The 19432-nt window shown below is 36.6% G+C and carries 21 protein-coding genes; 9 read left to right on the top strand and 12 right to left on the bottom strand.

Features of this window, described 5'->3' with window-relative positions; translation table 11 throughout:
• Window positions 1-2: 2 nt before the first annotated feature.
• Window positions 3-794: a phytanoyl-CoA dioxygenase family protein gene (locus tag AC5YGB_RS02900; RefSeq protein WP_496137753.1), complete on the bottom strand. Its 792-nt coding sequence runs from the start codon at window positions 792-794 to the stop codon at window positions 3-5.
• 160 nt (window positions 795-954) lie between these two features.
• Here AC5YGB_RS02900 and AC5YGB_RS02895 point away from each other — a divergent pair, with 160 nt between their 5' ends.
• Window positions 955-1650 carry a DUF6198 family protein gene (locus tag AC5YGB_RS02895; RefSeq protein ID WP_496137752.1) on the top strand — a complete coding sequence of 232 codons (696 nt, stop codon included), beginning with the start codon at window positions 955-957 and terminating at the stop codon, window positions 1648-1650.
• Between the two features lie 3 nt (window positions 1651-1653).
• Here the strand turns inward: AC5YGB_RS02895 and kynU are convergent, their stop codons facing one another.
• Window positions 1654-2901, bottom strand: coding sequence for a kynureninase (kynU, locus tag AC5YGB_RS02890; protein ID WP_496137751.1), 1248 nt, complete (start codon window positions 2899-2901; stop codon window positions 1654-1656).
• 94 nt (window positions 2902-2995) lie between these two features.
• Here kynU and AC5YGB_RS02885 point away from each other — a divergent pair, with 94 nt between their 5' ends.
• A complete protein-coding gene (locus AC5YGB_RS02885; protein ID WP_496137750.1) occupies window positions 2996-3454 on the top strand; it encodes a molybdenum cofactor biosynthesis protein MoaE in 459 nt (152 codons plus the stop codon).
• Here the strand turns inward: AC5YGB_RS02885 and mobA are convergent.
• A complete protein-coding gene (gene mobA, locus AC5YGB_RS02880; protein ID WP_496137749.1) occupies window positions 3451-4023 on the bottom strand; it encodes a molybdenum cofactor guanylyltransferase MobA in 573 nt (190 codons plus the stop codon). The two genes, AC5YGB_RS02885 and mobA, sit on opposite strands and share 4 nt — an antisense overlap.
• 94 nt (window positions 4024-4117) lie before the next feature.
• On the opposite strand from mobA, the gene AC5YGB_RS02875 reads away from it, so the two are divergent.
• From AC5YGB_RS02875 to AC5YGB_RS02850, 6 genes are read left to right on the top strand one after another with little or no spacing between them, the layout of a single operon-like run.
• Window positions 4118-5380, top strand: a complete 1263-nt coding sequence (locus tag AC5YGB_RS02875) for a molybdenum cofactor synthesis domain-containing protein (RefSeq protein WP_496137748.1) — start codon at window positions 4118-4120, stop codon at window positions 5378-5380.
• Window positions 5377-5850 carry a cyclic pyranopterin monophosphate synthase MoaC gene (gene moaC / locus AC5YGB_RS02870; RefSeq protein ID WP_496137747.1) on the top strand — a complete coding sequence of 158 codons (474 nt, stop codon included), beginning with the start codon at window positions 5377-5379 and terminating at the stop codon, window positions 5848-5850. Before AC5YGB_RS02875 ends, moaC begins: the two co-directional genes overlap by 4 nt.
• A 2-nt stretch (window positions 5851-5852) precedes the next feature.
• Window positions 5853-6848 (top strand): GTP 3',8-cyclase MoaA, encoded by a 996-nt coding sequence (gene moaA, locus AC5YGB_RS02865; protein WP_496137746.1) that lies wholly within the window; start codon window positions 5853-5855, stop codon window positions 6846-6848.
• Window positions 6845-7081, top strand: a complete 237-nt coding sequence (locus tag AC5YGB_RS02860; RefSeq protein WP_020025926.1) for a MoaD/ThiS family protein — start codon at window positions 6845-6847, stop codon at window positions 7079-7081. Before moaA ends, AC5YGB_RS02860 begins: the two co-directional genes overlap by 4 nt.
• An 11-nt stretch (window positions 7082-7092) precedes the next feature.
• Complete coding sequence (gene mog, locus AC5YGB_RS02855) at window positions 7093-7623, top strand: molybdopterin adenylyltransferase (RefSeq protein WP_026364882.1); 531 nt, start codon at window positions 7093-7095, stop codon at window positions 7621-7623.
• 15 nt (window positions 7624-7638) lie between these two features.
• Window positions 7639-8325 carry a heparan-alpha-glucosaminide N-acetyltransferase domain-containing protein gene (locus AC5YGB_RS02850; protein WP_496137745.1) on the top strand — a complete coding sequence of 229 codons (687 nt, stop codon included), beginning with the start codon at window positions 7639-7641 and terminating at the stop codon, window positions 8323-8325.
• Here AC5YGB_RS02850 and AC5YGB_RS02845 read toward each other — a convergent pair.
• From AC5YGB_RS02845 to AC5YGB_RS02815, 7 genes are all read right to left on the bottom strand, one after another.
• Complete coding sequence (locus AC5YGB_RS02845; protein WP_271802502.1) at window positions 8317-9630, bottom strand: malonyl-CoA decarboxylase domain-containing protein; 1314 nt, start codon at window positions 9628-9630, stop codon at window positions 8317-8319. The two genes, AC5YGB_RS02850 and AC5YGB_RS02845, sit on opposite strands and share 9 nt — an antisense overlap.
• Window positions 9631-9674: 44 nt before the next feature.
• Window positions 9675-10208: a hypothetical protein gene (locus AC5YGB_RS02840; RefSeq protein WP_496137744.1), complete on the bottom strand. Its 534-nt coding sequence runs from the start codon at window positions 10206-10208 to the stop codon at window positions 9675-9677.
• Window positions 10209-10213: 5 nt separating this feature from the next.
• Window positions 10214-10471, bottom strand: coding sequence for a hypothetical protein (locus AC5YGB_RS02835; RefSeq protein WP_496138007.1), 258 nt, complete (start codon window positions 10469-10471; stop codon window positions 10214-10216).
• On the bottom strand, window positions 10471-12834 hold the full coding sequence (locus AC5YGB_RS02830; protein WP_496137742.1) for a VWA domain-containing protein: 2364 nt from the start codon (window positions 12832-12834) through the stop codon (window positions 10471-10473). The genes AC5YGB_RS02835 and AC5YGB_RS02830 overlap by 1 nt, the downstream gene beginning before the upstream one ends.
• Window positions 12835-12843: 9 nt before the next feature.
• Entirely contained in the window at window positions 12844-13647 is an 804-nt protein-coding gene (locus AC5YGB_RS02825) for a CbbQ/NirQ/NorQ/GpvN family protein (RefSeq protein WP_020024890.1), read from the bottom strand.
• 77 nt (window positions 13648-13724) lie between these two features.
• Window positions 13725-14084, bottom strand: coding sequence for a RuBisCO small subunit-like domain-containing protein (locus AC5YGB_RS02820; RefSeq protein WP_496137741.1), 360 nt, complete (start codon window positions 14082-14084; stop codon window positions 13725-13727).
• A gap of 40 nt (window positions 14085-14124) precedes the next feature.
• Window positions 14125-15546, bottom strand: coding sequence for a form I ribulose bisphosphate carboxylase large subunit (locus AC5YGB_RS02815; RefSeq protein ID WP_020024892.1), 1422 nt, complete (start codon window positions 15544-15546; stop codon window positions 14125-14127).
• A 105-nt stretch (window positions 15547-15651) separates the two neighbouring features.
• On the opposite strand from AC5YGB_RS02815, the gene AC5YGB_RS02810 reads away from it, so the two are divergent.
• A complete protein-coding gene (locus tag AC5YGB_RS02810) occupies window positions 15652-16548 on the top strand; it encodes a LysR family transcriptional regulator (RefSeq protein WP_065353646.1) in 897 nt (298 codons plus the stop codon).
• A 3-nt stretch (window positions 16549-16551) separates the two neighbouring features.
• Here the strand turns inward: AC5YGB_RS02810 and argJ are convergent, their stop codons facing one another.
• Together argJ and AC5YGB_RS02800 are read right to left on the bottom strand one after the other, a co-directional pair.
• The gene (gene argJ / locus AC5YGB_RS02805; RefSeq protein WP_496137740.1) at window positions 16552-17736 is read right to left on the bottom strand and encodes a bifunctional glutamate N-acetyltransferase/amino-acid acetyltransferase ArgJ; all 1185 of its coding nucleotides are present in this window, start codon (window positions 17734-17736) and stop codon (window positions 16552-16554) included.
• A gap of 89 nt (window positions 17737-17825) precedes the next feature.
• A complete protein-coding gene (locus AC5YGB_RS02800) occupies window positions 17826-19424 on the bottom strand; it encodes an ABC transporter permease subunit (protein WP_496137738.1) in 1599 nt (532 codons plus the stop codon).
• Between the last annotated feature and the right edge of the window lie 8 nt (window positions 19425-19432).

Here is a 19432-nt window from a genome sequence, read left to right as displayed (position 1 = left end):
GATTATCTACTTACTAGGGTTGGAAACCAATCTTCTCTGAGGCGCTCCCCATTTTTTTGATTAATACCTGGAAAACTTGGTGAAGTTCTTCCTGGTCTTTGCTTATAAACTGCATCATCACCCAACAATCTAAAAGATAAAGTTCTGCTTATTTTATTGGCGATATTTGCATTCGCACCATGAATTGTTTTGAAATTAAAAGCGACGACATCGCCTGGCTCCGTTTTCCATTCTTTCGTTGTAAATTCCTTAATATCGGGTAGATCCATAAAAGCCTCACTGTCCTCGTAGAAACTTTCATTACTAGCCCAGCTTGTTGGACGTATCTCTTTATTAAGCTGATGGCTCCCCGCTAATAGCTTCAATGAAACACTCTTTTCTCTTGACTCTAATGGAAGCCAAAAACTAACAGTTTGTTGACCTGAAACGCAGTAATAAGGCATATCTTGATGCCATGGTGTTGGCACCCCAGAGTTTGTTTCTTTATAAAAAAAATGGTCATGAAAAAACTGTGTTGATTTAGACTTCATCAAGCTTGAAGCAATTAAAGCTAAAGAGGAATTAAATATAAAATCTGAATACTCTGGAATAGCCTTCCAATTACAAAAATCTTCTAGAAATTGTCCTTTATATTTTTCATGATGATGGGTCAATGCTCTTTCACTTGGGTTCTCAATATGCCTCTCTGCCCCTTTTATTAGAGTTTCAATCCATTCACTAAAAACACCTCTAAGAATAACAACTCCATCCTCATTAAAGCTTCGAATATCTGATTGATTAATTAACAATTTCATAATACTTAAGTTCTTAGTTTTCTTCAACACGCTTTAAGTTCTAATTAATTTATGATTATCCCTAAAGTCTAAATCAGAGAGAATATATTTATATCTATAGTCTTTTTATAAACAAGTTCAAACATCTGTATTATTAACATAATTTTTTTCTTGGCTACCAATGAAACTTCTTCGAGAAACATTTACTGTTAAAGAAATACCTAAGACATCCTGGAGCTCAGAGGATTCATACAACATAAAACCAAAACCAACTACCTTTATTCTTTTAGTGTTTGGTTTATTTTTATTTGGACTAGGTGAAAGCCTTTTAATTACAAGCGGTGCTGGAGTTGGGCCCTATACAGTTTTGGCACAAGGGATATCTAATCTCACTGATTGGTCGCTAGGTTTTTCTACCTTTGTTATTAGTATATTTGTCTTACTATTATGGATACCTCTAAAACAAAAACCTGGAATGGGAACAATATTAAATGCCTTTATTATTGCACTGACCATTGAATTTTCTGTTTTTTACCTGCCCTATCCTCAAACATACTTTTTACAGGTATTACAAGTTGTAATAGGTGTTTTGATCATTGGCCTAGGTAGCGGATTTTATTTAATCTGTAACTTGGGAGCTGGGCCAAGAGATGGCTTAATGATTGGGCTTCAAAAAGTAACCAATATGCGAATATACTCAATTCGAACAATAATTGAGATTAGTGTAGTTGTTATTGGATCCATTTGTCTTCTCAATAATATTGATAAGCTTCTAGGGGAGGTAGTTGGCCTTGGAACCATGATATTTGCGTTAGGAATTGGACCCTCTGTTGCTTTGGGCATATCTCTTGTTGGCAGGCTATCAAAACAAACTTAGTATCTAAGTTACATAATTTCTTTTTTTAAATTGATCTGAATCCCATTCTCTAGATTCCATTATATTTTTTAAACACATTATTGCCTCCCAAATATCCTCAAACTTCATATAGAGAGGTGAGATACCAAATCTTAATATATTAGGTTCGCGATAATCGCCAATAACGCCATGTGATATTAAGGTCTGCATAATTGGGTATGCGTCATCATGCTTAAATGAGATCTGACTACCCCTCTGATCTGCATTTTTTGGTGATAAAAGCTCAAAACCAAACTCGGCGCATTCTTGTTGTATCAAAGCAATAAACGCTTCAGATAATTGAATACTTTTTTCACGAACCATGATCATTGATATTCCATTAAAGATTTCAAGACCGCTTTCTACTGCCTTATAGGAAAGGATAGGTGGGGTCCCACAAATATATTTTTTAATATCATTTGAAGCATTATATTGATCCTCAAAACCAAAAGGGTTAGCATGTCCCAACCAGCCAGTTAGAGGCTGTGAAACATATTCTATAAGATCATGGCTAACATACAGAAATCCAGGTGCACCTGGACCTCCATTTAAATGCTTATAGGTGCAGCCAACTGCAAAGTCAACATTGTGTTTATGTAAATCCATGGGCATTACGCCTACACTATGGCTTAAATCCCAAACGACTAAGGCGCCATTGTTGTGAGCATGCTCTGTAATTTTTTTCATATCACTGATTCGGCCAGTTTTGTAATTGATATGTGAAAGCATCACTACAGCAGTAGAAGAGTCAATATATTTCTCAACATCAGTTTCGCCCTCTTCAATTAAACAGCTTTCAAAATTATTGCCAAACATTTCATTTACACCTTCCAGGATATAAAGATCAGATGGAAAATTGGAAGCCTCACTCACGATGACTTTTCGGCTTTTGTTTAAAATTAACGCAGATGATAAAACCTTAAACAAGTTCACTGAGGTACTATCAACAACAATAACTTCACCAGGATTAGCGCCCAGTAGTGGAGCAATTTTATCTCCAAGAGTTAGGGGCATATTGATCCAATTTGCATTATTCCAACTTCTTATTAACTCTTCACCCCACTCCTGATAAATTGTTTTCTCTAAGTTTTTAATGGTTCTCTTAGGCAATAACCCCAATGAATTTCCATCAAAATAAATGATATTTTTTGGTAAATGAAACTCCTCTCTATATTTTGCTAATGGGTCACTATTATCAAGATTCTGAAAATAATCTAAGTTAAGTTTATTCATCAATTCAAAAGTGTTAAAAACATCATAAAATTATAATCCAAATAAAAAAATCAAAGGGCCATTCATTTGTTGATAAAACCGATAAAATTAACTGATGGATAAAATTATTGTTCAATCTGAGAACTTTGATTTAACGACTGAAGTTGCTCTGGCTAAAGCGAGTAACTCTAACATTGGGGCAATTGTAAGCTTTGTAGGAACTGTCAGAGATCTTGAGTCAAAAAATCTAAATACAATGACTCTGGAGCATTATCCAGGGATGACTGAAAAATCACTCAAGTCAATCGTTGATAAAGCAAAAAATAAATGGGAGCTCCAAAGCGTAACCATTATTCATCGAATTGGAAAACTTGATGTAAATGATCAAATTGTACTTGTGATTACTGCCAGTCGGCATCGTCAGCAGGCCTTTGACTCATGTAATTTTATTATGGACTTTTTAAAAACTGATGCCCCATTCTGGAAAAAAGAATCAACTACAAAATCCGAGAACTGGGTGAAGTCAAGATCGCAGGATGAAGAGAAGAAAAAACACTGGAAAAATGAGAATTAAAAATCTTCAGGACTATTGAGATTAGTCAAGACTTCTAAATGATTTGAAACATCTACTCTTTTAGTGTTTTGCTGTCGATACCACAATGCCATTTTACGACCACCACTGTCTAAAAATTTATCCAAACTGGTGCCAAGGTTCGAGTTCATCAAAGCAAATGTTGCGTGCATTATCGAGCCATCGTGTGCCACGCAAATATCTGAGTCACTCAAAGACATTACAGCAATCATATCATCAATTAGCTTTGAATCGATATAAGGACTATCACAAGGAAGGACTAGTAAATAATTAGTTTCACAGGACTTTAGCGCTTTAGAAATGCCAGCCAAAGGCCCTTGAAAATCTTTCAAATCATCAATAATAACCTCTCCATAAAGAGAATATTGCTCAGTATTCCTATTAGCACTTATAAAGATATGACTAGCTTTATTTTTAACTACTTCATGAACATATGCAATTAAAGGGGCGCCATCAAGCTCAATAAGGCCTTTATCCTTTCCACCCATCCTCGATGCTCTTCCGCCAGCTAAGATTACAACTGAAATTTCATTTTTTAATATTTTTTTCACTTATTAACTGTTCTTTTTTCAAGTTATTTGTAATTAGAAAAATGACTTGCAATTGTATAATACACTCAATAAATAATTATAACGATTCAACGGTATGAAGAATAAGGCGATCCCACCTGGCTCTGTAATGTTTAGTGATTCACTGATGAGTGCTGATGATGCTTTATCATTTCTGATTGACTCATCTATTCCTTCAAGCCAAACTGAAGCAGTTTCATTAGATGATTCTGTTGGAAGGATTTTAGCCAAAGATATTCACTCAACAATCAATGTGCCAGGCTTTGATAATAGTGCGATGGATGGTTATACGATTGCGCTAGATGACGATCATGTATCCAAAAAAAACCTTACTTTTAATGTAGTAGACAGGATAACTGCTGGATCAACTGGTAACAAACTTGAAACAGGCTACGCTGCCAGAATATTTACTGGCGCCCCTATTCCTGAGGGTGCGAATACTGTTATTATGCAGGAGGAATGTCAGCCTTCAGATGATGGGTCTCAAATTCTTGTAAAGAGATCAATTCAATTGGATGAAAATATTCGTCCAACTGGTAATGATATTCGTCAGGATGATGTGATTTTAATCTCCGGAAAAAAGATAGAGCCCCAAGATGTTTCTCTTGCAGCATCTGTTGGTGTTGCTGAGATAATCGTTTTTAAAAAAATTAAAGTGGGTGTTTTCTTTACAGGAGATGAATTAGTTGAGCCTGGAAAACCCTTATTACCAGGAAAAATTTACAACTCAAACCGCTATGCGCTTGTTGCATTACTTAATAGAATAGGTTGTGATGTTTTGAATCTAGGCAATATAGAAGACAAACTAGATTCGACTTGTGATACCCTTGAATCACTTTCGAGTCAGTGTGATTTAATTATGACTACTGGCGGGGTTTCAGTAGGAGAGGAGGACCATGTTAAACCAGCTGTTGAAAAACTTGGTGAGCTTAACCTATGGAAAATTAGAATGAAGCCTGGCAAACCACTTGCATATGGCAAAGTAAAGCAAATACCATTTATTGGCCTTCCAGGTAACCCTGTATCAAGTTTTGTCACATTTTGTATTTTTGCGTTACCGTTTATAAAGAAAATGCAGGGAAACAATCAATTCGCATCTAAAAAATATAAAGTCAAGACAAATTTTAATTGCAATCGAGCTAAACCAAGGCGCGAATATGCTCGAGTTCGTATTGACTATTCTCATGAAACGCCTTCAGCAAATCTATATCCTAAACAAGGCTCAGATGTAATGAGTTCAGTGGTCTGGGCTGATGGAATTATTGAGATACCTGAAAATACTACTTTTGATAGTGGTACCATTCTCGATTATTATCCATTAAGTGAATTAATTCAATGAGTAAGCTAACCCACATTAATGAAAATGGTGATGCAGAAATGGTTGATGTTTCAGAAAAAGATATTACTGCGCGTGAAGCGAAAGCAAGCTCTAGAATTTTGATGAAGCCCGAAACACTTGAATTGATTATTTCAGGTTCTCATAAAAAAGGAGATGTTTTATCTGTTGCTAAAATAGCTGGAATTCAAGCTGCAAAAAAATGTTCCGAACTGATCCCGCTTTGCCACCCATTAATGCTCTCTACAGTGAGTGTTGAGCTCAAACCAAATATTGAAGATAGTTCTGTTGATATTATTGCTATAGCAAAACTTAATGGCAAAACAGGTGTTGAAATGGAAGCCTTGACTGCAGCAAGTATAGCCGCACTGACGGTCTATGACATGTGTAAAGCAGTTGATCGGTTTATGACAATTGATCATGTCCAACTTCTTGAAAAGAAGGGTGGAAAATCAGGTCATTGGACTCTTTAGTTATGAATCAGATTATTGATCCCTTTAACAGGCGTATTACTTATCTAAGGGTCTCTGTAACAGATCACTGTAATTATCGATGTCACTATTGTAGAGACGAAGATCATCAAACGCATACAAAAAAATCTCAGGTTCTTACTTTCGAAGAGATAGCAAAAATTGTTCGCTTGTTTGCTGAATTAGGCGTAACCAAAGTTAGGCTGACTGGTGGAGAGCCACTTCTTCGAAAAGACATTCTTGATTTAACAAAGATGCTTGGAGAAATACCTGGCCTCACTGACATTCCGTTATCAACTAATGCCCACCTCTTGCCTGGATTGGCATCAAAACTTAAAAATAATGGCATCAATAGGGCTAATATTTCAATTGACTCCCTTGATCCAGTTCGTTTTAAAGAGATTACAAGAGATGGCGATTTAGACAGAGTAATCAAAGGTATAGATGCTGCAATTTCTGTTGGCATTAAACCCATAAAGTTAAACATGGTTGTGATGAAAGGTATCAATGATGATGAAATTGAATCAATGACTGAATTTGCAATCAATCGAGGCTTAGATCTAAGATTTATTGAAACAATGCCTATTGGACTTGCTGGTATTGATGCTGTAGACAGACATTACAGCGAAAGAGATATACTTTCCAGAGTGAGGGCTAGTTATGGTGATAAATTATTACCTATCCAGTCAAAACAAACTGATGGCCCTGCAAAGGCATTTAAGATTGAGGGAACACAGACCAGTATTGGAACTATTTCAGCTGTTTCTAATAATTTTTGCAGTAGCTGCAACCGTGTAAGGTTAACTGCCAAAGGGGAGTTGATTTTATGCCTTGGTCAAAAAGACTCGGTCTCTTTAAGAGATGCACTAAGATCGGGAATGAGTGACTCAAAAATGAAACAGTTAATTCTTGATGCTATCACCAAAAAACCAGAAAAACATTTTTTTGATTCTGTCATTGATAATATTAGTAGTCGACAAATGGTGGAGATGGGTGGATGAAGATTCTTTACTTTGCCTCTCTTAAAGAAAATTTAAAAACATCTGAAGATGATATTCGTTTTGACTCTCCAGTAACTATCCTATCAATTAAAAAAGAATTAATAGATAGGTATGGAGATCAACATTTCCCTAAAAATATTTTATGTTCAGTGAATCATGAAATGGCCTCTGAAAACACTCTTGTTAAAGAGGAAGATGAAGTGGCTTTCTTTCCACCTGTTACTGGAGGATAAATAAAATAAGTATGCCTACACCAAAAATAAAAATTGGCTTTCTAACGATTTCAGATAGAGCTGCTAGAGGGATTTATGAAGACATTAGTGGCCCTTCAATGCAAGAATGGATTTCAAAAGCAGTTAAAAGCCCTTATGAAATTGTATCTAAAGTAATTGAAGATGAACAGCCTCAGATTGAAGGAACACTTATTGAAATGAGTGACGAACTAGGTTGCAATCTAATTCTAACTACTGGTGGAACTGGTCCAACAACTCGTGATGTGACTCCAGAAGCTACCGAGGCTGTATGTGAGAGAATCTTTGATGGATTTGCAGAACAAATGAGAATTGTATCACTTCGAACAGTCCCTACTGCAATTCTTTCACGTCAGATAGCTGGAACTAGAGGAAACAGTTTGATCATTAATCTTCCAGGAAAGCCAGTGGCTATAGCGGTATGTCTTGGTGCTGTTTTTTTGGCTGTTCCTAAATGCCTAGAACTTCTGGATGGCTCGATAATTGAAATCGATAAGTCTTTTGTTTCTCAAATATTTGAGTAGTCATTTTAATATCTTATGTCTAATGTAAGAGATTTATCACTTGACCTAATAAGAGGTTTAGCCATCATTATGATGATTGCTTTTCACTTTATTTATGATCTAAACTCTTTTGGCTTTACCCAGATCCCCTTATTTACACATTGGCTTGGTATTGCTTGGCGCTGCTTAATTGTCTTTCTGTTCTTAAGTGCAGTAGGGATTAGTCTAGTTTTAGCGCATAAAGATCATCTAAAATTCAAAAAATTTTTGAAGCGTATATTTTATTTAGGATTGGCAGCCCTTCTAGTTTCTGCTGGAACTTTTGTAATGTTTCCAGATGGATGGGTTTATTTTGGTATTCTTCATTTAATTTGGACTTCATCATTGATAGCAATATTATTTGTTAATCACCCGAAAACATCCCTATTAATTGCTGTAATAATTCTCATTGCTTCCATATTTGACCAGCCAGATTTAAGCTTTATTTCAAATATATTTGGGCTTTACCTGCCAATTGGAAGTGTAGACTACTACCCCCTATTTCCATGGCTATCCTTTGTCTTTATAGGGATTTACCTTGGACATAACCCTTATTATAAGACAGTCTTTTCAATGAGATCGCACTGGATTCAAATGATGGGAAGGCATGCTCTAGTAATCTATCTTTCACATCAGATAATTTTATTTGGTTTAGTGGCTTCAGTGTTCTTCTTGTTAAACTGATAAGCCAAGATTTTTTTTCTTTTTAATTTGAATAGACTTGGTCAGCTTTGAAGAGACTGATACTGGCTGTTGATTTGAATAATCTTCATGATTTTTTGCCACTAAATCTAAATCATACAAGTAATTCACCATGACGCCCCAAGAATCATCCAAAGCATTCTGATTATCGTTTGCATGAGTATGAATATCAAAAAGATAAGCGCCATTCCCTAGATGAAAATGAGCAACAGGGTTTAAAGCAGCCCCTTTACTGTTCTTCTCTTGACTTAAGTAATGGTGTGTTAATCTGCGCAAAATTGCCATTCCTGGCGAAGAATTTCCAGCACATGACTGAATATCTTTAATTGTCTGTTCTGGAATTTCATCAGCACCCGATAAGTTAACTTTTTCTACCCATTTTCTAAGTCCTGGAACAGGAGATAAAGTCACAAACTGATTAATTTGGTTAAACTCAAGCTGAATTTCGGAAACCACTTGCTTAATCAAGAAGCTGCCAAAAGAAACCCCTTTTAAGGCTATTTGGCAGTTTGAAATAGAATAAAAAACAGCAGTATTTGCATTTAATGGGTCGATAGGCTTTACAGAAGTATCAAGAATTGGCATTATTGAATTAGGCACTTCGTTCATAAGTGCTACTTCAATAAAAATTAGTGGCTCATTCGGCAGGGCAGGATGAAAAAAAGCATACAATCTTCTATCTGAGGCGGCCACTCTATTTTGAAGATCTTCCCAATCAGAAATATCATGAACAGCCTCATACTCCATTATCTTTTCAAGAACCTGTGCACTTGTAGACCAATCAATTCGCTCTAATCTCAGAAAACCACGATTAAACCATGACTTGAATAAGTGAACAAAATCAAAGTCAAGAGACCTTAACTCAGGCAACTCCTTAATGAATGTTAATAGGGAACCCCTCATCTTTAATAAAGCTGGAGTTCCGTTTGGTATCTGGTTAAGCCTTCTAAGAAGTTTTTGACTCTTTGGCTCTATTATCCTATGTAAGTCTCTCAGTTGACGGTCATCATCAATATCAAGATCACTAATTGCTGATTTAAGTTGGTCACGATCAACACTAAACTCTTTTAATAGTTGAAGAAAAAAAACTTTCTTTTGTTCATCTGAAAGTTTTTCAAAATCCTCCAATACTAATTTTGCTAAGGAAAATAGAGTTGACTCGCCTCTTCTACTTATCAGTTGATGACAAAGATCAATAATGCCCTCAGGACTTGGTTGTTTTTGGCTTACTCGACCTATTCCAATTCGCTGAATAATTGAATTTAAAAAATTCTGATGTTGTTTCATCTTGCTCCTGAAATTGAGCAACTATTGTAGATTAATTATTGTAATTATTCAATAGCACTAAAACGAAAGACATTGACTGCAATATAATCATTATAAGCAGCCCCTGACTGAAGCCAATTCCTAGCCTTGACTGAAGATATTTTTGAGTTCAGCTTATCTTCAAGTTGAAGGAATAAGCCATATTTAAAAATATAATCTTCTTCTGTTAACACGCACAATTCGCCATCAGAAACAATAAGGCTTTTCTCTGGCATATCTCCTGGCTGAGCAGTAAATGAAGCCTCACCATTTTCATTCATCAAGTCTGATAATTTTGTTTCAAAATATTCTTTACTGAGTGGGCTATGTGTATAGTAATTTGTAAACAAATCTTCAGACTCAATCACTAAGTAACCTCTCAAATCCTCAATAGAGGAAAACCTTTCATCTTCTATCCAAAAGATCACAAAGGCACCATTTGAGGCTCCAAGACCTAACTCTTTATCCTGAATCATTACAAGGGCGGAGCCATTAAGAATCGACTTCAAGAGATTTTGATCTAACGTTTTTATTTTGCGTTTAAAGTCACTTAGGTTCATATTATTTAACGTGATTGATATAACATAGACTTAAGGGTTTGAAAGTTAGTAGCAATTTTTCTTAGCGCATCTTCACCATCATCATTACTAACACCCCCCTCTTCAATTTCCTTGACTTTATCAACATACATTTTCTTCAGTGTATTTGTTGTTGCCAAAATTTCGTATACAGTTGGGACTGCCTTATCCTTCCAATTTTCAGGCAAAAGAAAAGGATAACTTGGATCAAAATCTATTAATTTATCATCTGTTTGAATTACCATCACTTTGTCAGCGATATAAATAGTTGAGGCAATCTTTCTGGTAATTTTTCAAGGTTATCAATCACCATAAAACGATTTTTTCCAAAAATCCTAGCCACATACTGGTCAGCATATGGATCCAAACTGATGCAAAATGTTACAATGCCATGACCTCTAAGCTCTTCAACTGCTTTTTTTGCGTCCATACGAAGATGTTGTGGGTCATCTACATCGATATCTGCGGGCTCACCATCTGTCAAAACTAATAAAATTTTCTTTGCAGAAGACTGCGTTAATAAATCAATACCAGCATGTCTGATCGCCGCCCCCATCCTTGTCGAAAGACCCCCTTTAATTCCAGCCAATCTGCCTTTTACTTCATCATTAAAACTAAAATGAAATGGCTTGAATCGATAATACTGGACATCATGCCTTGAGTCTGAAGCAAAACCTGAAATCGTTAAATTGTCTCCAATTTTATCGATTGCCCATGAAAGCAGTGAGGTGGCTTCTCTCATTAGCTCTAGGATTGTCTTTTCACTCCCAACAACCATGTCATTTGTCGACTCAGACAAATCCATAAGAAGGTTAACTGATACATCTCTGATGTGCTGAACCTTCTTAACATAAATTCGATCTGAAGGTGTTGTTCCTACCCTGATATCCGACAGCGCTGTGACGCATGCGTCAATATCAAGCTCACTACCCTCTTGTTGCTTTTTTAACTTAACGAGTCCTTGGGGCTGCATCTGGTCAATCGCATTTTTGAGTTGATTTGCAATCGGCTTATGCTCTTTAAGAATATTATTGATAACCTCAGAGTCACCCTTTCGTAATCTTCTTTCATAAAGCGTTGCCCAATTTGGACGATACAACTGTAATTGATAATCCCATTCATTGTAATGAAACGGCTCACTAACAGGCTTTTTACCCTCAATTTCATTAATGCTTACACCATCCAGCTCATCAGGAAAGTACTCTGTCTCAAGTGTCCAAATTTCCTGTGCATCATCGCCTGCAGTCTCTACATCAAGCTCATTATACATCTCCATGATGTTTGCTTTTCTTCTCACCTGTCGCTGACTTGCAGGAACATAATCATTCCCTTCTGAAACCCAGTCCAAGTCCTCATATTCCCATATATAGCGATTATCGTCTCTGTATGAAATGGGAGCAGCAACTAGTGCTGAGGCACTTATTTTGACATCAGTCTTTGATTTGATAATTTCATAATACTCCAAACCTAACTCAAAGCTTATGTCTGAAGAGTTTTCGGATACTTTCATTTCTGTAATGAATAATTTTAAAAAATCTTTATTAAATGACTGCTTTGCTTTATATTTCGAGTCAAGTGCCAACCTTGATAAATCTACTAAATCAATAATAAATGGATTGAGATCTTTCAAATCCTCATCCTCGGGGTGCAATGCAATCCATAGCTTTTTCATCCCTGGGAACTTCTTAATAGTATTTAATTCAACTCTTAAGTCCTCTATCAAAGAGACACAAGCAACCTGCAAAGGATTTAATTGGTCGCCTTTAAAGGCTGAAGTTGTTTCCATGATATGCGCTGCTGCATGAGCACAGACTGCTCGATAGCAATTTATACCTGGCACAATCCTACCTGAAGCGTGCTTATAATCATCATAAGCGTCTGGAATATGCATTACTCCATATTCAATGTATGGCTTTAAGCCTTTCTTTGTTTCATAGTCTCCAGAGGTTGGACGCAGAAAAAAATCACGGTTGTAAAATGCTCTCAAATAAAACTGAAGCTTTCTCTGATTATCTATAAAAAGAGTACCTCGCCTCTCCTGTTCAAGAATTTGAAGTGACTCGGCACTACTAAGCTCAAAATAAGCAATCTGAGCCTTAAAATCCCTATTGAAAGTTTCTGCTCCATACAGAACCCATCGCCTGAGTCCTCCCAAAGTCAGTTTACTTGTTAATAGATCAATGTTATTAAGCATTGGCCTCATTCCTCGAGGGGCAAGTGCAATCATCCTTTCTAATAATCGAAGGTATCCCTTCAATAGATCAAAATCACTCATTCGTTTTGCAACGTTTGGGAGGCTTGAAATCATTAATACAATTACGGCAGCTGAAGTTTGAGAGGACAATTTCATTATCGAAAAGACAATTTCACCAATGATAGACTCACCAACTTCTCTAACAACCATGGGGGTTTCTTCTAGGAATGAAATAACCATGTCCTCACCCTTTCCCATTGCATGAAGGGCGCCAGCACCATCTAGGTACACTTTAAGGCCATTAGGCGTCATTACTTTCGAGGCCTCTACAAAACTTCCAGTTAAAGCATCATGAAGGACGCTAGAGGGGTTTTGAAACTTATCCTCAAAATCCGATAGTTGAACCGAACTCATATCAGTTTTTTATTCAAAAAAAGTATCAATAGCGGCGTTCAAGGTATCCACGATGTCCAAGTCATCGGTTATGGGATTAACCATAGCAATTTTGCAGGCTGATTTTTGATTCACCTTGTCTGCAATTAGTTGTCCTGCATATACGCATAATCGAGTTGAGATCCCTTCATCTAAACCATGGCCAACTAAGTTTCTTGCTCTTTGGGCCACTTGAACTAACTTGATAGCAGTTTCTTTATTGACACCAGACTCTTTTGCAATAATATGAGCCTCAGTTTTTTCATCAGGATAATGAAAATTAAAGCCGCAGAATCTTTGCTTTGTTGACTGTTTAAGGTCTTTCATTAAGTTTTGATAGCCTGGATTATATGAAATCACTAACTGAAAATCTGGATGTGCCTCAATCAGCTCTCCCTTCTTATCAAGTGGCAAGGTTCTTCTATAGTCAGTAAGTGGATGAATTACAACAGTTGTGTCTTGTCTTGCCTCTACCACTTCATCTAAATAACATATACCACCATAGCGAGCCGCCATTGCTAGTGGACCATCTTGCCAAATAGTACCCTCTTTATCAAGCAAAAACCGTCCCACGAGATCACTCGCAGACATATCTTCATTGCAAGCAACAGTGATTAATGGTTTATCTAATTTATAAGCCATATATTCTACAAAGCGAGACTTACCACAACCAGTTGGCCCTTTTAGCATCACTGGCATACGATTCATGTAGGCAGCTGTATACATTTCAATTTCATCTTCTTGGGGCTGATAGAAGGGCTCTTCAGCAATTTTATATTGGTCTAATTCATTCATAATTTAATCCTTTCGAAAAAAAAACCCCTGCTGTTAGACAGGGGTTTATCCAATCAAGCTATCATGATTTTACTTGATTATTTAAAACCTTTGCCTCTGTAAATAACCATAGATGCACCTTGTGACTGAGCATAGTTATCATAACCAATTAAACGCACATGGTTGTCAGGGTTAGCCTCATGACATGCTTTGCATTCATCAAGAATAGCATCAACATCTGTTTCTCCGAAAAGAGGTAATTTCCACATATACCAATAGTTTCCAGTTGCATTTTCTACCTCAGTATGCTCTACTCCTGGATTGTATCCCTGATCAACAATATATTGAACTTGCTCTCGGATTTGCTTGTCTGTCATTGCTGGTAAGTATGAAAATGTCTCAAATTTTCTACTCGAATTATCACTTAAGCGTGAAGGATAGTCTTGAACTTTACTCATAATAGTTTCCTTATATTTAATTTATTCTATACAGTCAATTTTATTTATGCTGTATATCTAATTTATCAACAGTATCAAACTCAAATTTAATTTCTTTCCATGTTTCCATCGCCACTTTAAGCTCTGGTGAATGTTTTGCAGCATTGGTGAGAATATCTTTAGATTCCTTCTCTAGCTCTCTTCCTGCATTTCGAGCTTCAACACATGCTTCAACAGCAACTCGGTTTGCAGCAGCGCCAGCAGCATTACCCCAGGGATGTCCTAGCGTACCACCTCCAAACTGAAGTACTGAATCATCACCAAAGATATTAACTAAAGCAGGCATATGCCATACGTGGATGCCACCAGATGCTACAGGTAACATCCCAGGCATTGAACCAAAATCTTGATCAAAGAAAATACCTCTTGAACGGTCCTCTTTAATAAAACTATCACGCATACAATCGATCCAACCTAGTGTGGAATCGCGATCACCTTCAAGCTTACCTACAACAGTTCCTGAGTGCATATGATCACCGCCAGAAAGCCTTAGACATTTTGCAAGAACCCTAAAGTGAATACCATGGTTAGGGTTCCTATCAACAACAGCATGCATAGCTCTGTGAATGTGAAGCAATAGTCCATTATCACGACACCAGTTTGCGAGGCCAGTATTTGCTGTAAAGCCAGCCGTAAAAAAGTCATGCATAATTATTGGTGTACCTAACTCTTTTGCATACTCAGCTCGCTTATACATCTCTTCAGGAGTTGGTGCTGTCACGTTTAAATAGTGCCCTTTACGTTCACCTGTTTCTTTTTCAGCTCTCTCAATGGCATCTTGAACGAATCCAAAACGATCTCTCCAACGCATAAATGGTTGTGAATTTACGTTTTCATCATCTTTTGTAAAATCTAGACCACCTCTAAGTCCTTCATAGCATGCACGACCATAATTCTTTGCCGAAAGACCTAATTTAGGCTTAATGGTGCAACCCAACATGGGGCGTCCATACTTATTCATTTTGTCTCTCTCAACTTGAATTCCGTTAGGTGGACCTCCACAAGTCATAACATAGGCAATTGGGAATCGAATATCTTCAAGTCTAAGGGCTCGCAGCGCTTTAAAACCAAATACATTTCCAACAAGGGATGTTAAGACATTAACAATAGACCCTTCCTCAAATAAATCAATTGGATAGGCAATAAATGCATAAATAGCATCATCCGAACCTGGAACGTCTTCAATTCTGTAGGCTCTACCCTTATAGTGATCAAGGTCTGTCAACAAATCTGTCCATACTGTTGTCCAAGTTCCAGTTGAAGATTCCGCAGCAACAGCTGCAGCAACTTCTTCTCTTGGCACACCCGGCTGAGGCGTTATTTTAAAACACGCAAGAATATCAGTATCTTTTGGCTCGTATTCGGGCATCCAATAGGTATCTCTATATTCTTTTACTCCAGCATCGTATCCTTTTTTTGCCATTCTATGTTCCCCTCTATGGTATTTGTATTAAAAATGAAAGTCATTATAAATGTCAATATAAATAATGTAAAATAATATTTATTTATATAATCATTAGTTTTACTTATGATTAATTATACTCTTAAACAACTCTATAGCTTTGAATCTGTAATCAGACTTGGAGGCTTTACAAGTGCCAGTAAAGAGCTACATATCACTCAGCCTGCTGTTTACATGCAGGTTCAACAATTACAAGAAAATATTGGTACTAAATTGTTCGATATCAATGGAAAAAAAATTAGCCCAACCTTTGTAGGCAAAAAAATTTATAAAACTGCTCTTGACACCATTAGCTCTCTTGAAAGCTCTAAACTTGAAATTGATGAAATTTTAAAACCTGACTCTGGACACCTTCAAATAGCAGTTGCGACGACAGCAAATTCGTTTATTAGCGCCTTACTTGCAAAATTTAAAAAAGCTTTTCCAAAAATGACCTTTTATATTGATGTAACCAATAGACAATCACTCCTTGATAATCTTAAAAATAATAATGCTGATCTTGTGATTATGGGTGAGCCACCAAAAAATAGTCCCTTAACTTCTCAAGCTTTTATGCAAAACCCCTTGATTGCTATTGCCCATCCTGAGAATGAATTACTCAGTAAAAAAGATATATCAATTAAAGATTTGTCTCAGGAAACTCTTCTTACTAGAGAAATTGGATCAGGCACAAGAATTACAATTGAAAGATTTACAGGTCTAAATTTTAATTCTGATATTCAGATTAATTCTAATGAAGCAATTGTTGAAGCTGTTCAAGCTGGCTTAGGAATTGGGTTTGTGTCGATGCATTCTGTCAATCTGCAACTTAAAAATAAAATCATTAGACAGCTTGATGTAGAGCCATTCCCTATCATAAGACAATGGCACATTGTTCATAATGCCAAAGCTGAATTATCTCCAATTGCTAGAAGATTTAAACAGTATATTATTGATAACACAAAGAATGAAAAATATCTTTAAGAATTAACTACGATACTCTGCATTAATTTTTACATAGTCGTATGAAAGATCCGTTGTCCAAACACTTTCACTTGAATCTGAAGTTCCTAAATTAACTCTTATAACTATTTCGGATTTTTGCATTTCAGCGCTTCCTAGCTCTTCAGTATATGCAGTGCTTTTCTCACCTGAACCAATAACCTGAAGATCATTTATAAAAATATTAATATTTTCAATTGATAGCACATTAACTTTAGCCCGACCAACTGCAGCTAGTATTCTTCCCCAATTAGCATCACTAGCAAAAAGTGCTGTTTTAACTAATGGAGAATGTGCGACAGTGTAAGCAACCTCTAGACAATCTTCAGATGATTCAAGTCCCTCAATTTTAATTTCGACAAACTTTGTAGCCCCCTCTCCATCTTTAACGATCATATGTGCTAATTGTTTTGAGACTAGGTTGAGTGCTTTTTGAAACTCATCCTTACATTGACTTAACTGAACACCTGATTGATTTGTAGCACTTAATGTGCAGGCATCATTTGTCGAAGTATCTCCATCCACTGTGATTCGATTAAAAGATTGATTTACTGCATTAGTCAAACAATCTTGAAGTTCTTCTGAGGATGCACTAATATCACTTACTATAAAACTAAGCATTGTTGCCATGTCTGGCCTAATCATCCCAGAACCTTTTGCAATACCTGAAAGATTGACAGTTTTTCCACCAACATCAATAGAAGTAGAATATGATTTTTCAACTAGATCAGTAGTTAAAATTCCGCTTGCAACTTTACTCATACTTTCTTTGTTAAGCGAACTTACGAGTAAATTGATATTAGATTTAAAAGCCTTTAGAGGAAGCAATTCACCAATGACACCTGTTGAAAATGGCAATACTTGTTCAGGTAAAATATTTAGCTCTTGAGCAAGATATTCACAAGTCTTGTAACTATCCCCTAAGCCCTTCTCTCCAGTTCCTGCATTTGCATTACCACTATTAATTAGAAGTGCTTCAATATTTGAATTTAAATGGTTTTTTGCAACTATAACTGGTGCAGCACAAAAAATATTTTGAGTAAAGACAGCCGCAGTATTGGAGCCCTTTATGAAGGAAACCAGTGACAAATCTAATTGGCCGTTCTTTTTTATTCCCGAAGCAATAGAAGAACATTTAACACCTTTCACTTCAAGTAAGTTGATACTCATAGCAGTCATGCAGAGGAATATATAAAGGAATTATTTTACCTAATTCAACAAATAACTAACTTCTTTTAAAAAATTCAGAAATTAAAGCCTTAATATTTGTCACTATCAAGCTTAATGAATAGAAGCATAATAATTGCACCTATAAATACCATCATCAGTGCTGGAATAGCAGCTCTATCATAAAGTCCTTCCGAGCTCAACTCAAAAACTCTTATTGCTAAGGTATCCCAGCCAAAGGGTCTAAGCAAATAGGTTGCTGGAAGCTCCTTCATAACATCAACAGCAACTAATAAACCTCCAGCTAAAATTCCTGGGGTCATCATTGGGAGATAGACCTCCCTAATCAAACGAATTCTCGAGGACCCAAGAAGTCTAGCACTCTGCTCATATACTGGTTTAATCTGTTCACTTGAAGCACTAGTAGAGTTATAAGCAATTGCCATAAATCTTGAAATGTAAGCAAAAAGGAGTAAGGCGACAGAGCCAAAAAGTATATGATTAATAGATTGACCGCCTAGATAGATACTCACTAATGAAATATTTTGAACACCGTATAGAAGACCTACAGCCATTACTGACCCGGGCAAGGCATAACCTAATGTTGAGAATCTAATTAGCATCTGTAGAGTCTTGCTTTCAGCTTTACGACGACTTGGCAAGGCTAGAAGAGTTGCAACTGCTACTGTTAGGATAGTGGCAGTTACAGTCAGAATGCCTGTAGCAGAAAAATAACCTGAATACATCACACTCAATTCTTCACCATATTTTTCAAAACTCCAAATGATGAGTTGAAGCATTGGCATTGCAAATGAAAGCATGAATACACCAAACACAAGTACAAATAATAACCAGCCAATCAGTCCATTTGCCTCATATGGCCTGACATGAGATACATCTGATGAATAGTATTTAGCTTTTCCTCGAGCTTTTTTCTCAAAATAGATCAGAAAAAAAGCAATTAAAACAAGTATTGATGCGAGTTGTGCAGCTACTTCAATCGATCTAAAATCACCCCATGCTGAATAAATTGCTGTAGTGAATGTTGAGTAATTAAATAAAGACACCACTCCAAAATCTGCTAATGTCTCCATCAAAGTAACTAGCAGTCCAGCCGCTATTGCAGGTCGTGCAAGTGGGACTGAGATTCTCCAAAAAACTTCAAATGGCTTTGCTCCTAGCATTTTTCCAGCTTCAATCATTTGAATCTTTTGTCTCTTAAATGATGCCCTTGCCATCATATAAACGTAGGGGTAGAACACTAAGGTAAAGGTCAATATAATGGCCCAGCTACCAGCTCTAATATCAAAACCCGGCATCCCCGTATATTCCCTTAACCAAACCTGGGCATAACCAGAGTAATCAAAAACGCCCAAGTAGACAAATGCCAAGACATAAGCTGGAATTGCAAATGGAAGAAAAAGAGCCCACTCTAACCAAGACCTTCCTGGAAACTCAACCATTACTACTAAATATGCCAGGACTGTTCCTAATATACTTACACCAATACCAACGCCAACTAAAAGCAATAAAGTTGAGCTAATAAGTTCAGGCAATAAGTTTTCAGCAAAGTGGCCCCAAAGCTCAGTTCCTGGAAAAAACCAGGCAGAACATACAACGATTATTGGGAATGAAACAGAGAGTGCAAGCATGCCCATTAAAAAATTTGAATTATTTTGCTTGCTTTTCATTGGGCTGC

Source organism: Candidatus Pseudothioglobus sp. uisw_142, from assembly GCF_059512465.1.
The sequence above is the reverse complement of the archived record's forward strand: the minus strand, read 5'-3'. Positions and strand labels throughout refer to the sequence as shown.

Bases quoted from the DNA above. Each gene is read 5' to 3' on its own strand.
- AC5YGB_RS02900 (WP_496137753.1), bottom strand. From the start codon at position 794: ATGAAATTGTTAATTAATCAATCAGATATTCGAAGCTTTAATGAGGAT.
- AC5YGB_RS02895 (WP_496137752.1), top strand. From the start codon at position 955: ATGAAACTTCTTCGAGAAACATTTACTGTTAAAGAAATACCTAAGACA.
- kynU (WP_496137751.1), bottom strand. From the start codon at position 2,901: ATGAATAAACTTAACTTAGATTATTTTCAGAATCTTGATAATAGTGAC.
- AC5YGB_RS02885 (WP_496137750.1), top strand. From the start codon at position 2,996: ATGGATAAAATTATTGTTCAATCTGAGAACTTTGATTTAACGACTGAA.
- AC5YGB_RS02875 (WP_496137748.1), top strand. From the start codon at position 4,118: ATGAAGAATAAGGCGATCCCACCTGGCTCTGTAATGTTTAGTGATTCA.
- moaC (WP_496137747.1), top strand. From the start codon at position 5,377: ATGAGTAAGCTAACCCACATTAATGAAAATGGTGATGCAGAAATGGTT.
- moaA (WP_496137746.1), top strand. From the start codon at position 5,853: ATGAATCAGATTATTGATCCCTTTAACAGGCGTATTACTTATCTAAGG.
- AC5YGB_RS02860 (WP_020025926.1), top strand. From the start codon at position 6,845: ATGAAGATTCTTTACTTTGCCTCTCTTAAAGAAAATTTAAAAACATCT.
- mog (WP_026364882.1), top strand. From the start codon at position 7,093: ATGCCTACACCAAAAATAAAAATTGGCTTTCTAACGATTTCAGATAGA.
- AC5YGB_RS02850 (WP_496137745.1), top strand. From the start codon at position 7,639: ATGTCTAATGTAAGAGATTTATCACTTGACCTAATAAGAGGTTTAGCC.
- AC5YGB_RS02845 (WP_271802502.1), bottom strand. From the start codon at position 9,630: ATGAAACAACATCAGAATTTTTTAAATTCAATTATTCAGCGAATTGGA.
- AC5YGB_RS02840 (WP_496137744.1), bottom strand. From the start codon at position 10,208: ATGAACCTAAGTGACTTTAAACGCAAAATAAAAACGTTAGATCAAAAT.
- AC5YGB_RS02835 (WP_496138007.1), bottom strand. From the start codon at position 10,471: ATGGTAATTCAAACAGATGATAAATTAATAGATTTTGATCCAAGTTAT.
- AC5YGB_RS02830 (WP_496137742.1), bottom strand. From the start codon at position 12,834: ATGAGTTCGGTTCAACTATCGGATTTTGAGGATAAGTTTCAAAACCCC.
- AC5YGB_RS02825 (WP_020024890.1), bottom strand. From the start codon at position 13,647: ATGAATGAATTAGACCAATATAAAATTGCTGAAGAGCCCTTCTATCAG.
- AC5YGB_RS02820 (WP_496137741.1), bottom strand. From the start codon at position 14,084: ATGAGTAAAGTTCAAGACTATCCTTCACGCTTAAGTGATAATTCGAGT.
- AC5YGB_RS02815 (WP_020024892.1), bottom strand. From the start codon at position 15,546: ATGGCAAAAAAAGGATACGATGCTGGAGTAAAAGAATATAGAGATACC.
- AC5YGB_RS02810 (WP_065353646.1), top strand. From the start codon at position 15,652: ATGATTAATTATACTCTTAAACAACTCTATAGCTTTGAATCTGTAATC.
- argJ (WP_496137740.1), bottom strand. From the start codon at position 17,736: ATGAGTATCAACTTACTTGAAGTGAAAGGTGTTAAATGTTCTTCTATT.
- AC5YGB_RS02800 (WP_496137738.1), bottom strand. From the start codon at position 19,424: ATGAAAAGCAAGCAAAATAATTCAAATTTTTTAATGGGCATGCTTGCA.